At 68.5% G+C, this 12,766-nt stretch carries 12 protein-coding genes; 11 read left to right on the top strand and 1 reads right to left on the bottom strand.

Going from position 1 to position 12,766, the window contains the following annotated elements:
* Window positions 1–112 precede the first annotated feature (112 nt).
* The 9 genes from LZC94_13445 to LZC94_13405 all read left to right on the top strand — a co-directional run bounded on the left by LZC94_13445 (window position 113) and on the right by LZC94_13405 (window position 8,811).
* Window positions 113–754 (top strand): class I SAM-dependent methyltransferase, encoded by a 642-nt coding sequence (locus tag LZC94_13445; protein WXB18254.1) that lies wholly within the window; start codon window positions 113–115, stop codon window positions 752–754.
* A 73-nt stretch (window positions 755–827) separates the two neighbouring features.
* The gene (locus tag LZC94_13440) at window positions 828–1,802 is read left to right on the top strand and encodes a hypothetical protein (protein ID WXB18253.1); all 975 of its coding nucleotides are present in this window, start codon (window positions 828–830) and stop codon (window positions 1,800–1,802) included.
* 57 nt (window positions 1,803–1,859) lie between these two features.
* Window positions 1,860–2,780, top strand: coding sequence for a hypothetical protein (locus LZC94_13435; protein WXB18252.1), 921 nt, complete (start codon window positions 1,860–1,862; stop codon window positions 2,778–2,780).
* Between the two features lie 205 nt (window positions 2,781–2,985).
* Complete coding sequence (locus tag LZC94_13430; GenBank protein ID WXB18251.1) at window positions 2,986–4,233, top strand: MoxR family ATPase; 1,248 nt, start codon at window positions 2,986–2,988, stop codon at window positions 4,231–4,233.
* Complete coding sequence (locus LZC94_13425) at window positions 4,230–5,498, top strand: VWA-like domain-containing protein (GenBank protein WXB18250.1); 1,269 nt, start codon at window positions 4,230–4,232, stop codon at window positions 5,496–5,498. The genes LZC94_13430 and LZC94_13425 overlap by 4 nt, the downstream gene beginning before the upstream one ends.
* A gap of 95 nt (window positions 5,499–5,593) precedes the next feature.
* Complete coding sequence (locus tag LZC94_13420; protein WXB18249.1) at window positions 5,594–6,595, top strand: Gfo/Idh/MocA family oxidoreductase; 1,002 nt, start codon at window positions 5,594–5,596, stop codon at window positions 6,593–6,595.
* Window positions 6,595–7,587 carry a sugar ABC transporter substrate-binding protein gene (locus LZC94_13415; protein ID WXB20184.1) on the top strand — a complete coding sequence of 331 codons (993 nt, stop codon included), beginning with the start codon at window positions 6,595–6,597 and terminating at the stop codon, window positions 7,585–7,587. Before LZC94_13420 ends, LZC94_13415 begins: the two co-directional genes overlap by 1 nt.
* Before the next feature lie 55 nt (window positions 7,588–7,642).
* A complete protein-coding gene (locus tag LZC94_13410; GenBank protein WXB18248.1) occupies window positions 7,643–8,389 on the top strand; it encodes a hypothetical protein in 747 nt (248 codons plus the stop codon).
* A 59-nt stretch (window positions 8,390–8,448) separates the two neighbouring features.
* Window positions 8,449–8,811 carry a hypothetical protein gene (locus LZC94_13405; protein WXB18247.1) on the top strand — a complete coding sequence of 121 codons (363 nt, stop codon included), beginning with the start codon at window positions 8,449–8,451 and terminating at the stop codon, window positions 8,809–8,811.
* A gap of 67 nt (window positions 8,812–8,878) precedes the next feature.
* Here the strand turns inward: LZC94_13405 and LZC94_13400 are convergent, their stop codons facing one another.
* Window positions 8,879–9,775 (bottom strand): hypothetical protein, encoded by an 897-nt coding sequence (locus LZC94_13400; protein WXB18246.1) that lies wholly within the window; start codon window positions 9,773–9,775, stop codon window positions 8,879–8,881.
* A 37-nt stretch (window positions 9,776–9,812) separates the two neighbouring features.
* Here LZC94_13400 and LZC94_13395 point away from each other — a divergent pair, with 37 nt between their 5' ends.
* Entirely contained in the window at window positions 9,813–11,417 is a 1,605-nt protein-coding gene (locus LZC94_13395) for a serine/threonine protein kinase (protein WXB18245.1), read from the top strand.
* A gap of 23 nt (window positions 11,418–11,440) precedes the next feature.
* On the top strand, window positions 11,441–12,565 hold the full coding sequence (locus LZC94_13390) for a PEGA domain-containing protein (protein ID WXB18244.1): 1,125 nt from the start codon (window positions 11,441–11,443) through the stop codon (window positions 12,563–12,565).
* Window positions 12,566–12,766: the final 201 nt, after the last annotated feature.

Below are 12,766 nucleotides of genomic sequence, written 5' to 3'. Positions count from 1 at the left end.
CGAAAGGCGTATCGCGCGAGATGGACGCGCGCGACGGCCTCGTGGCCGAGCGCGTTTGCCGCCATCCATCCAACGGCCTCGCCATGGCCACATTCGGCCCTATCATCGCGGCATGACGAGCAAGCTGCGCGCCATCGAGGAGAGCTACAGCCGCATCGCGCAATCGTACGCCGACCATTTCTTCGACGAGCTGCGACACAAGCCGCTCGATCGGGCGCTCCTCGACGTCTTCGCCGACCAAGTGCGGGGCCGAGGACCGGTGCTCGATGTAGGATGCGGCCCGGGACAGACCTCGCGGGCCCTGGTCGAACGCGGGCTCCCCGTCACCGGGCTCGATCTCGCGCCGGAGATGATCGCGGAAGCCGCCCGGCGTTCACCCGACATCGCATTCCGCACCGGCTCCATGCTGGCCCTCGAGGACGCCGACGCGACCTATGCGGGGTTGACGGCCTTCTACGCCATCGTCCACTTCGACCGGGAGGAGCTCGCGCAGGCTTGCCGCGAGTTTCATCGCGTGCTGCAGCCGCAAGGGCTCGCCCTGGCCTCGTTTCACCTGGGCGGCGACATCGTGCATCGCGACGAGCTCTTTGGTCAGCGGGTGAGCTTGGACTTCGTCTTCTTCGAGCGCGGCATCGTGGAGGAGGCCTTCCTGGCCGCCGGATTTCGGATCGAGGCGTTCCTCGAGCGCGCCCCCTACCCCGAAGTGGAGCACCCCACGCAGCGAGGTTACGTGCTCGCCCGCAAGCCGGCCTGACGATGCGTCCAGGGCGCACGAGCAAACGTCGCCCACCGATGTCACAATCGGCGCGCCAGCCCGATAACGAGGTGTGAAGGGCTCGACCCAATACCATCGCGCTGCGCAGCTCGTCCTCGGCTCGTGGCTCGCAGCTTGTTCGCTCGGCGAGGGGCACCCGCGCCGTGACGGGCACCCGCGCGGCGAAGGGCACTCCAGCGACGCGGGGCGCTCTCGCGGAGAGGAGCGCTCCCGCGACGACGGGCAGCCGACCTCCCCCGCGCCGCCCGATGCTCCGGAGGCTCCGACACGGGCCTCAGAAGCTCCGACGCGGACCTCGGACGCTCCACCAGGAGCCGCTACTTCCGCGGGGGAGCGCCGTTCGGACGCCCTTCCGCCGCTCGCGGGCGTGTGGCGCGAGCCTTTGTCCGATGCGCGCGGCGACGTGGGGTTCGTCGCCGTGCCCATTGGAACCACGACGAAGCGCCCCCTCGTGGTGGCGCTTCACGCGGCGCTCGATCACCCCAGCATGACGTGCTCGGAGTGGCGGGCCATGTTCGGTCCGGAGCCGTTCATCGTGTGCCCGTACGGCGAGCGGCTCAACGCCACGTCGTACGTGTGGGGTGATCCGGCAAAGCTTCGCGCCAGCATCGATCGCGCGGTGGCCGCGGCCGAGGCTCGATTCCCGCAGCGCATCGAGCGGGCGGGCGCCGTGTGGGCGTCGTACTCGCAGAGTGGGATACTCTCGGCCGACGCGCTGGCGAAACCCGGAATGGAATTCCGATATGCGTTGTTGTTCGAGGGTGTGCCGCGCGATCTTCGCCCGCTTCGAAGCGCATTCGTGCGGGCGGGGATACGGCGGGTGCTCATCGTCAATCAACAAGGGGGTTGGTCGCGCGCCCACCTTGCCGCCGCCAAGTCCCTCGCGCCGGCCATCGAGGCCAAGCACCTCGTTTTCGGCGACGGCTCGTTCGGGCACTTCATGCGCGGAGATACCTTCGAGCGCATGCACCAGGAGCTACCGTGGCTGGTCGCCGGCGATCCCGTCTGGGATATCCTCCGACCGTGAGGCCCCGTCGGTTTTTCTGTCACGAACCCGGGGCTGGCCCGATAGCACGAAGAGCCAATGACCGATCTCTCCTTGCTTCACCTCGAAATTCACGAAGGATCCGTATGGGCACTGCTTCGGCGGACCGTCAGCCGCCGCGTACCAGCCTCCGACGTGGACGACGTGGTGCAAGCCACCTTGTGCGACGCGCTCGATGCCGGCCGCATCCCCGAGCGCCGCGACGATCTGCGCCGGTGGCTGGTCGGCATCGCGCGAAACAAGGCCACCGACCATTTTCGCCGGCGCTGCCGTGAGATCGCCCTGGACACCGACGCGCTTGCGGTCCCCTCCCATGCGCCCTCCGCGGACTCCATGGTCCTCCTGAAGAACGCCATCGCCGACGCCAATCGCCTCCCGATGACCCGCGGCGCGATGGACCTTGCGCTCCGCGAGGCCGATGGAGAATCGTACGCCGAGCTCGCGCGGGGCGGCGCATCGTCCGAGGTGGCGCTGCGCCAGAGGGTATCCCGCTTTCGCCGCACCATGGCCGCGCGATGGCTCACCGCCGCCGCCCTGGGAATCCTGCTCGTGGGTGGGCTCGCCGCGCACGTATTAGGCACCTATCGCCTGACCCCACGCGCCATTTTGCCGGACGTCGACCCGCAGACACGAATCGCGCTGCGCCCGATGGAAGGTCTTTGGACCGTCGTCGCATGGACCGGCTCCGAGCCACTTGCGCGCAGCATCCACGTCGACGTTCGAAGCGGCTCGGTGCGGGTGGTGCTGCCCGGCAACGAGCTTCTCTTCGCGGCCTCCGAGATCGAACGGCGGCCCGACGGAGCCGAGACATGGCGCCTCACATCGCCCTCGCATGGACGCGTCGAGATCTTCGTCGAACGCTCGGGCCCCAGGGCCACCGTCACCCTCCGCGATGGACGCTGGGCCGGGACGGCAACATTGATGCGTCGTTCGACCCGCGACGATGCCGTCGACCCTTGACAGACTGAAGTGACGCGCACCGCTCGCGCGACCGACACCTTGTCTGCTAGATGCTCTACGGAATGGTCTGCTCGATAACGGTTTCCGGATCTTCGATCCCAAACGGTGAATGATCGTGGCATCGGCGAAGGCAACAGCGACAGCGACGGGAGCGAATGGGGCGTTACGACCGCTCGCGGTCCCCGTAGGACCGCGGCTCGAGCGCGTGCTCTCGGTGGCCTATCGCGCGCGGCGGGCGGTGCTGCTCGAGGGCCCGACCGGCATCGGCAAGAGCGAGATCGTTCGGCATGTGGCCGAGGAGCTCGGCATCGCCACCGCCATCCTCGATTTGAGCTTGCTCGAACCACCGGATCTCGTGGGCCTGCCGATCGTGAAGGACGACCGCACGCACTACGCCCTGCCCTCGGTTTTGCCGCGCGAGGGCGCCGGCATCCTTCTCTTGGAGGAGCTCAATCGCGCCGAGCGGTACATTCAGCAGCCGGCGCTTCAACTGCTCTCGGCGCGGCGGCTCCACGAGTACGAGCTCCCGCCGGGCTGGACATGCGTGGCCACCGTGAACCCGCAGACCGCCGAGTACCACGTGACCGCGCTCGACAAGGCGCTGCGCGCGCGCTTCCTCCAAGTGAACGTGCGCGCCGATCGCGGCGCGTGGCTCGCGTGGGCGCAGACGCACGATCTTCACCCCGGCATCGTGGCCCTGGCGCACGCGCACGAGCGCATCTTGGAGGACGTGCCCCCGCGAACGTGGGCCTACGCCTCCGAGCTCCTACGCGCCTTCTCCCCCGCCGAGCTGGCGGACGGCATGCTCCTGCGCGACGCGCTCGGCGGCTATTTGCCGGCCGCCTGGGTCGAGGCGCTCCTCGCCTCCCGCGATTCGTGGGGCTCGCGCCTCTCGTTCGACGTGCGCGAGCTCTTGGCCACGTACTCGCCCGAGTCCCCGCGCGCCCGTGAGATCGCGGGCTTTCGCGAGCGCGGCGAGACGGATCGCTTGGACGAGATCGTTTCGCGCCTGGCGCCGCTGCTCGCCGGCCCCGAGGCGGGGGTCTTGGTGGCGCAAAAGCAGCTGGTCCTCGGATCGTTCGAGGCGCTGCTCGCGGATCTGCCGGGGGATCAGCGCGAGAAGCTGCAGGAAGCCCTCGGCTCCAATGTGACGGCGACCTCGCTGGCCGACATCGAGCCAAACGACTTCCTCACGCGCTTCGCGGGCAGCGCGGCGGAGAAGAAACTCGCCGCGTGGCGCGCCGATCCCGTCAAGCGCCACCGCATCTCCTTGGCGGTGACCGCGCTGCGCACCTTCGTGGAGCAGCCCGCGCGCCTGCCGGAGCTCAAGAAAAGCAACATGGCGCGCACCTGCCTCGGCCACGTGCTCACCCAGCTGCCCGACCCCGACGCCATGGCGCTGGTCGAGACCCTCAAGCGCGTGGGCATCACCCCCGTGCGGCCCGGCACGTGACCTCGGCCACCTCCGGCGCCTCCGGAGCCCGCCGCAGCGAGCTCGAAACCTGGCTCGACGGCTTCGTGCGCGATCCGAGCTTTCTCGAGGCTTACCCCTATTACGCGTCCATCCTGGCCAAAATTACGCCGGTCGCCGATCCCTCGGTGCAGCGCATGGCCATATCGCTCTACGACGGCCGGCTCTACTTGCATGTCAATGTCGAGTCGTTCATGGCCGAGCCTCAGTTCTTGCGCGGCGTGCTGCTGCACGAGGTGCATCACGTCGTCTTGGGGCACCTGACCCACCCCAAGTTCGTCGACGTCGAGGAGCCGGAGCTGATGGACCTGGCCGTCGAGATGTCGGCCAACGAGTACATCGAGGAGCCGCTGCCGCCGGCCGTCACCTGCCGCGCCTACTCGGCCGTGGGCATCCGCCCGGGGCAGAGCACGCGGGAGCGCTACGAAATTTTGGTCGAGCACGCGAAGCGAACCGGCGCCCGCCCGCGGCCGACGCAGGGCGAGAACGGAACGGGCACCGTCGACGATCATCGGTTTTTGGCGCGCGGGCGCGCGGCGCCGGGCGGTGTGGCGCAGACGGCCATTTTGGTCTCGCGCGCCGTGAACGAGCCGCGAAGCGAGCACGAAGCCGGGCAAGAACAGGAGCGCGAGCAGGAACGCGACACGGCGCGCCGCTTCCTGCTGGCGGGACGAACCCCCGAGCGCATCGTCGAAGAGCTCATGGATACCACGCGCATGCCGGACGAGCCCATGGACTGGCGCTCGGCCCTGGCCATGTTCGCCGCCCGGGCGCGCGCGCCGGTGCACACATGGTCGCGTCCGAGCCGGCGCTTTCCCCACCGCGTCTTCGAGGTGCCCGGACGAAGCTGGTCGCTGCGCAGCTCCGATATTCCGCATTTGCTGGTGGCCATCGACACTTCGCTCAGCATGACCAAAATCGAGCTGGAGGACATCGCGCGCCAGCTGGTCGCGCTGTCCGAGCGCGCCAAGGTGATCGTGGCCGAGTGCGACGCGCAGGTGTCGCGCATTTACCCCTTTGCGGGGCACATCGAGAAGGTCACGGGGCGCGGCGGCACCGATTTGCGCCCCATCTTCGAGCCCGAGATCCTGGGCGCGCACGACATCGACGGGGTCGTGTACTTCACCGATGGCGATGGTCCTTTCGCCCCCGAACCTCCGCCGGTGCCGACCCTCTGGGTCCTGACCAAGCCCTCCACCTTCGCCTGCCCCTGGGGCCAAAGGGCGCGCCTTCGCGCATCCCGTTGAGCTATTTCGATTAGGGAAGAGCCTCGAATCGATTGTACTCATTTAATTGGAACGCCGCGCGCCGTTCGGTCACTACGGTATGCACGGGGTAAACAATGCGAATTGGACTTGCAGGCGCCGGTCTCATTGGTTCGTTTCACGCCCAAACCCTTCGCCAGCTCCCGGCGGTCGAGGAGCTCGTGATCGCCGACGCAAACGCGGAGCGCGCGCGCCAGGTGGCCGAAGCCCTCGGGGCCAAGGCCCTGCCGCGCGTGGACGATCTCTTCGAATCGAAGCTCGATGGGCTGGTGATCGCCGCGGCCACCGCCGCGCACCCGGAGCTCCTCGTTCGCGCGATCGAGCGCGGGATCCCGGTCTTTTGCGAGAAGCCCGTGGCCCCTACCCTGCACGAAACGCTCGCGGTGCTGGAGCGCGTTCAGGGCGCGCGGGTCCCGGTTCAAATTGGATTTCAACGGCGGTTCGATGCAGGATACATCGCCGCGCGCGAAGCGATTCGAAGCGGGCGTCTCGGCTGGGTTCATACCTTGCGCGCCTGTACCTTGGACGAGGCACCCCCGCCGCCCGAGTACGTGCCCACGTCGGGCGGGATCTTTCGCGATTGCAGCATTCACGATTTCGACATTCTGCGCTGGGTCACGGGGCGCGAGATCGTGCACGTCCATGCCACCGGCGCAAACCGAGGGGACGACTACATTCGCGCGGCCGGCGACGTCGATACGATGGCCGCCATTTTGACCTTCGACGATGGCACCTTGGCGGTCGTCTCCGCCACCATGTACAACGCCAAGGGCTACGACGTCCGGCTGGAAGCGCTGGGGTCGAAGGACGATATTTGCGCCGGCCTGGACGAGCGTACCCCGCTGCGCTCCGTCGAGCCGGGGGTGCGTTTTCCGAGCGGCACACCGTATCCGGGCTTCATCGAGCGCTTTCGCCCCGCGTACCAGCGCGAGCTGGCCGTGTTCCTCGATGTCGCGGCCCGACAGGTCGAGAGCCCGTGCTCCGTCGCCGATGGCTTGGCCGCGTTTCTCGTCGCCGAGGCGTGCGAGCGCGCGCGCCGCGAGCGACGCATGGTGCGCATGGAGGAGGTGGCGCCGTGATGGCCCATCGAGGCCGCCTCCAAGGCGCCCTGGGCGCGGCGGCCGTCGCGGGGCTTCTTCTGGCGCTCGCCGCCTGCAACAAGGAGCATCCTCCGACCGCCGCCGTGGGCGAGGCTTCCAAGCCGGCCAGCACGCTGACCTTTGCGCTCGTCTCCCACGCCAACGCGGGCGACAAATATTGGGACGTCGTCAAAAACGGCGAGGAGCAGGCCGGGAGCGATCTAGGGGTCAAGGTCACGTACCATGGCTCGGGCAATCCGCAAAAGCAGGCGCAGCTCATCGACCTCGCCATCAGCCAAAAGGTCGATGGCCTCATCGTATCGATGGCGAACCCCGAGGCCCTGCGCGCGTCCATTCAAAAGGCGATTCAAGCAGGGATCCCCGTGATCACCATCGACTCCGGCGTCGAAAAATCCACGGAGCTCGGCGCGCTCACCCATGTGGGCCAAATGGAGAAGATCGCGGGGCACGCGGCCGGCGAGCGCCTGGTGAAAAAAGGAATCAAGCGCGTGGTGTGCGTCATTCACGAGGCGGGGAATGTGGGGCTCGAGGAGCGCTGCGCGGGGGCCAAGGAGGCGCTGAATGGCCAGGTCGAGAACCTCCAAGTGTCCATCAGCGATCTGGCCAGCGCCACCTCGACCATGGCGGCGAAGCTGCAAAGCGATCCGTCGGTGGAGGGGATGCTGACCCTCAACAACGCATTGGCCACGGCGGCCGTCAACGCGGTCGTGCGCGCCAATCGCCCCACGGTGGCGTTGGCCACCTTCGATGTCGACGGCAATGTTCTTGCGAGCATCGAAGGCGGCAAAATCCTCTTTGCCATCGATCAGCAGCCCTTCTTGCAAGGCTATTTGCCGGTGGTCTTTCTCAAACTGTATCGGACCAACGGCGCCACGGTGGGCGGAGGGCAGCCGATCCTGACCGGGCCCGGGTTCATCGACCAATCCAACGTCGAGCAAGTCCGAAAATTCGCGCTGCAGGGGGTGCGGTAGTCGAAAGGCCCGCAAGCGGATCCAAAAGGCGGTAAACCAGCATGGCGAAACGCCCATGCGACCAAAGGCTCCCCGCCGGCTCCTTCGAGACACGAACCCGAAAACGTCGCGCGTCCGCCGCGCCTTCGCGTCGTGCGCCTTGGCCGCGTCGGCCCTCGCCCTCCCGCTCTGCGCCTCCTCGAACGCATCGGCGGCCGACCTAGCCCCCACCGCCGCGGCGGCCGCCCCCACCACCCCCGTCCGCGTGGTGAGCGATCGCCCGAATACGACCTTGCTCCGCCTCTCGAGCTCCGGCACCGGATATGGCAACGGGGCAGCGCTGGTCTACGAGAGCTTCGAGCCGCTGTGCACGGCCCCGTGCACCGTATCCGTCGACCCAAACGGGATTTATCAAGTCGCCGGCGAGGGCGTCGTCCCATCGGGAAAATTTCGCATGACGGACCGCACGCGCATGGACCTTCGCGTCTCCGCGGGCTCCACCACCAAGCGGTGGTGGGGCTGGATGCTTACGCTCTTTGGCTGCTCGTTCGTCGCGCTCGGCGGCTCGTCGCTGCTCGTGGGCAGCTTGACCGGCCATGTCTCCAACGAGGTACGGGACAAAGACCAGGCGGCCACCTTCCGCGATCTGGGCATCGTGGGCATCGGCACCGGGGTGACCTTCCTGGCCATTGGCATCACCATGTTCGTCACCAGTGCAACCGATGTCACCACCGCATCGGGACAGGAGGTGGCGCGGCATGCCCCACGTCCGGACAAGCCCGCGCCCTCACTCTCGCTCGCGCCGCTCGGGCTCGTTTTCTAGAGCGCGGCGGCGCAATCTGAAATACCGTGCGGGCCGTGCCGGGTTGGTCGACGGATCGAATGAGCCAAGCCTTGCGACTTCGGTCGCTCGCCATCGGCGCAGCCTTGGCCGCCCTCACGGGGTGCGTGCTCATGGTGGGCGAAGGCTCGGATCTCGGGCCCACCTGCCACTTCGAAGGCGAGGACCGCGGGACGTGCGGCGTGTGCATCGCGGCGCACTGCCGCGCCCATGTCAACGCCTGTTGCGGCGATTCGCGCTGCCGCGACACGCTCTCGTGGCTCGACGGGTGCTCCGAGGACAAAGGGGCGGACTGCGCCATGTTTCAGTCGTTGAACAGCAGCTCCGCCGCGCAGGGCCCCGGGCAGAGGGTCTCCGCCTGCATCCAAGGTTCGTGCAGCACGGCGTGCTCGCGGACCAAGTAGGCGGCCCGTCGACGTCGCGCGCACGGTTTCCACCCATGCGCGCGCCGGGGCGAGCGATGCCCTCGTGTCACGCGCTCTGCAACCGCCGCCGGATGGTGCCGTCGAGCTGACTGTGCACCATGCGCAGGATGCTGTTGCACTCGGCGCTTCCGATGCGTGCATGTTGCATGAATCGTTCGCGCGCCCGGCGCAGGAGCGTCTCGCGCGCGGCGGCGAGCCAGCGGGCGACGGTGGCGCGATGGGCGCGGTACAGGCCCGCGAGATCGTCGATGCCGAGGCCGTCGACGATGTTCTGGCGGAGCAGGTTCTTCTCGCGATCGGAGAGGGAGTCGAGCGCAAACTGAAAGGCGCTCTTGAACTGCGCGCGGTAGACCTCCTTGATATAGGAGAGCTCGGGATCGTCCCCCGAGGTGCGATCGGCGAGCACCGTGTCGCCGTCCACGAGCACCTCGCGCTTTTCTCTTCGCAGCAGCTTGAGCGCGGCGCGAACGGCGGTCACCCGCAGCCAGCCGTGCAGATCGCCGTGGCCGGTGAACGAGGTGATGCGCGGCGGCGAGGATCCCTCGCCCACCAAGAGCTGCGCGCGAAGCAGCTGCTTCACCTCCAAAACCCGCTCGGGGGCCAGGCGCATTTTGGCCAGCGCCGGATCGAGGCTCGGTACGAGCTGCGACTCCCAAATCTGCAAGGCCGAGCGCTCCCGGGCCACCAAGGCGCACGCCAGATACACGTCGCCGGCGCGAAGCTGCCGAAGCTCGACCTCCGAGCGCACCCGCGGCGCGACATAGGCGACGAAAGACTCCGCGCCGAGGGCGATGGTTGGGTACGCTTTTTGCGCCTCGCGAACGAGATCGCCCAGGGTTTTCTCGAGCGCCTCGAGGGTCCACGGCGCCGACCCGAGCTCGGCGCGGAGCGGTTCGGCGGCCGCACCTAAAAACGCAGCGGAGAGAGGACGCTCGGGGAGCACCGTCCAAGTATAGACCAAGTGTAATAAGCTCGAGGCCGTGACGGTGACCGCGGAGTGCTTGGACGAAGGAGCGATTCTGGACTTCGTCCGTGGCTCGCTCTCCGACTCCGGATTTCGCGAGGCCGAAGGTCACCTGGCCCGGTGCAGCGCGTGCCGCGAGCTCGTATCGGCCGTCTTCGCCACCGCCACCGGCCAACGCGCCGCGCGCGCACCGCGCTCGGATCCCGCGCTCTCCGAAACCGTGCCCGCGATCCCTCCGGACGGCGCCGCCACGGGCGCTCCGACCGATGCGCGCTTCGGCGATGGCGAGACGCGCCACGCGCTGGCGCCGGTCGCACCGGGGGAGCTCGTCGCAGGGAAATACCGGATCGAGCGGGTGCTCGGCGCGGGCGGGATGGGCATCGTCGTCTCGGCCACGCACATCCACTTGGGCCAGCGGGTCGCGCTCAAGTTCCTTCGCGACCTCGGCGCGCCGGCCGCGGAGGCCTCGGGCCGGGTGGTGCGCTTTCTTCGCGAGGGGCGGGCGGCCGCGAAGATGCAAGGCGAGCATGTGGCCCGCGTGATGGACGTGGGGACCTTGGAGGGCGGCGCGCCCTATCTGGTCATCGAGTTTTTGCAAGGGGCCGACTTCGCCGCCTTGCTCGCCCAGCGGGGCCCGCTCCCGGTGGACGAGGTGCTGCACCACGTGCTGCAAGCGTGCGAGGCCATCGCGGAGGCGCACGCGCTCGGCATCGTCCACCGCGATCTCAAGCCGGCCAACCTCTTCTTGAGCGCCCGGCCCGATGGCTCGCCGCTGGTGAAGGTGCTCGACTTCGGCATCTCCAAGGAGCGCGGCGCCTTGGCACCCCAGCTCACCTCGGGCGAGGTGGTGATCGGCTCGCCCCGTTACATGTCGCCGGAGCAAATCCTCACCCCGCGCGACGTGGATGCGCGCGCCGACATTTGGGCGCTGGGCGTGATCCTGTACGAGCTCTTGACCGGAAATCCGCCGTTCGACAGCGACTCGGCAGCCGGCCTCTCAGCGCGCATCGTAAGCCAAGACGCCCCCAAGCTCCGAAAGGCGCGCCCCGATATGTCGTCGTCGCTGGAGGCCGTCGTCGCGCGCTGCCTGAAAAAAGACCGCGCCCACCGCTTTGCCGATGTCGCCGAGCTTGCCGAGGCGATTTTCGGCTTGCTGCGCGCGGGCCCCCACCTCGCCGGCGCCCGAGTCTCCGTCGATCGCATCGTCCGTTTGGCGCGCGCGGGGACCGTGCAAATCGACCATGGGGTCGCCGTCGCCCCCCAAAAGAGAACGAGCGCGCCGCTGCGCGCGATGGCCATGGCGTCCACCGTGGCGGTCCTCGGCGCGGGCGTCTGGTGGATGGAACGCCGAGCGCCGTCCGCGCGCCCCGAGACGTCTTCGTCCGAGCGCCTCGCGACATCTTCGTCCGCGGCGACGGCCCCCATCGCGCCTGCCGCCCCCGCGCCGGTACCCGCACCTCACGCGCCACCCGAGGCCGCGACCCTCGACGCGGGAAGCCCGAAGATGTCCACCGAACCTCCGCGCACCAAGCCGGCCCGATCCAAGCCGCGCCGCGAAGCCACGGCGCCGGCGCAGTCCGAGACGGACACCAACCAAAGCGGCTTGCTCGATCGCCAATGACCGCCTACGGAAGGGACCTCTCCATGACGCGCGCGGCACGACGTCTCGACCCGACCGGACCTTTGGCGCTCGCCTCCACGCTCTCCTTCGCGGCCTTCTTTGGCGCGCTGGCCACCACCCCCCGACCGGCGTACGCCCAGCCCTCGGCCACCGAGCGCGCGACCGCGCAGGAGCTCTTCGATCAAGGCCGCACGGCGATGCAAGCGGGCAACTACCGCGAAGCGTGCCCCAAGTTCGAGCAGAGCCAGCGCCTCGATCCCGGCGGCGGCACCTTGCTCAACCTCGCCGTTTGCCACGAGAAAGAGGGGCGCTCGGCCACCGCGTGGGCCGAGTTTCACGACGCGCTCTCGGTCGCGCGCCGCGACGGCCGCAAAGACCGTGAAAAGCTGGCCACCGATCGCATCCAAGCCCTCGCACCGAGCTTGCCGCGCCTCGCGGTGCACGTCGTCTCGCCCGTCACCCCGGTGCCCGAGGGCATCGAGGTCCGCATCGATGGAGCGCCGCTCCCGCGCGCGGCATGGGACGTGGCCACGCCCCTCGATCCGGGGACGCACGCGATCACCACCGGCCGCGACGGGTTTGCATCGTGGTCGCGCACCATCACCCTCCGTCCTGGCGAGACCCAACGGATCGACGCCGAGCTCCGGCCGCCGGCCGTGGCACCCGTCGTCATCCTCGACCCCGCGCCGCCCGCATCGCCCGCCGGAGCCTCTCCACCCGCCCTCGCGGCGCCCACCTATGGCCCCGTGGGCCCGCCCGAGCCACCTCCCTCCCCTTTTCCACCGCTGACCGAAACCAAACGTCACGGCCGCCGCTCGACGGCGTTCTATGTGGTGGGCGGCGTGGGGATCGCGTCCTTGGTGACCAGCGCCGTCACCGGCATCCTGGCGCTCTCCGCGCGCTCCAAGTCCGAGGAGACGTGCATCGCCGAACGGCACTTCTGCGCGAATGCCCATGGCCTCGACGACGCCACGCGCGCGCGCACCCTCGCCGTGGTGAGCACCGCGACTTTGTTCACCGGCATCACGGGGGTGGGGATCGCATTGTTCTTGCCGCTGCGTTATGACGAGGCGAAAACGTCGGCGCGAATCCAGTTTGCACCGCTCGCGCAGGGCGGCGGACAATTTACGATCCATAAGCCATTCTAATTGCGCGCGTGCAAGGGCCCCCTTGCACTTCGAGCAGGCCGTCCTTATGGACTCCCCGCCCATCGAAGGGGGACCTCGTGGCGTCACGAACGGCATTCCAGCGGCACAAAGAAACCCCAGTACGGCCCACGACAAATCGCGAGCGAGCGGTTGGTCGCACAGAAACCGAAAACGCCTGCAGCGAATGTATGGAGAGTTGCG

This window comes from Sorangiineae bacterium MSr11954 (genome assembly GCA_037157815.1).
Classification (GTDB): domain Bacteria; phylum Myxococcota_A; class Polyangia; order Polyangiales; family Polyangiaceae; genus Pendulispora; species Pendulispora albinea.
This window is presented reverse-complemented; position numbering and strand designations above follow the sequence as displayed.

What these genes read in the sequence shown, in the direction of transcription:
- LZC94_13445 (WXB18254.1), top strand. Translation starts at nt 113, where the DNA reads ATGACGAGCAAGCTGCGCGCCATCGAGGAGAGCTACAGCCGCATCGCG.
- LZC94_13435 (WXB18252.1), top strand. Translation starts at nt 1,860, where the DNA reads ATGACCGATCTCTCCTTGCTTCACCTCGAAATTCACGAAGGATCCGTA.
- LZC94_13420 (WXB18249.1), top strand. Translation starts at nt 5,594, where the DNA reads ATGCGAATTGGACTTGCAGGCGCCGGTCTCATTGGTTCGTTTCACGCC.
- LZC94_13415 (WXB20184.1), top strand. Translation starts at nt 6,595, where the DNA reads ATGGCCCATCGAGGCCGCCTCCAAGGCGCCCTGGGCGCGGCGGCCGTC.
- LZC94_13410 (WXB18248.1), top strand. Translation starts at nt 7,643, where the DNA reads ATGCGACCAAAGGCTCCCCGCCGGCTCCTTCGAGACACGAACCCGAAA.
- LZC94_13405 (WXB18247.1), top strand. Translation starts at nt 8,449, where the DNA reads ATGAGCCAAGCCTTGCGACTTCGGTCGCTCGCCATCGGCGCAGCCTTG.
- LZC94_13390 (WXB18244.1), top strand. Translation starts at nt 11,441, where the DNA reads ATGACGCGCGCGGCACGACGTCTCGACCCGACCGGACCTTTGGCGCTC.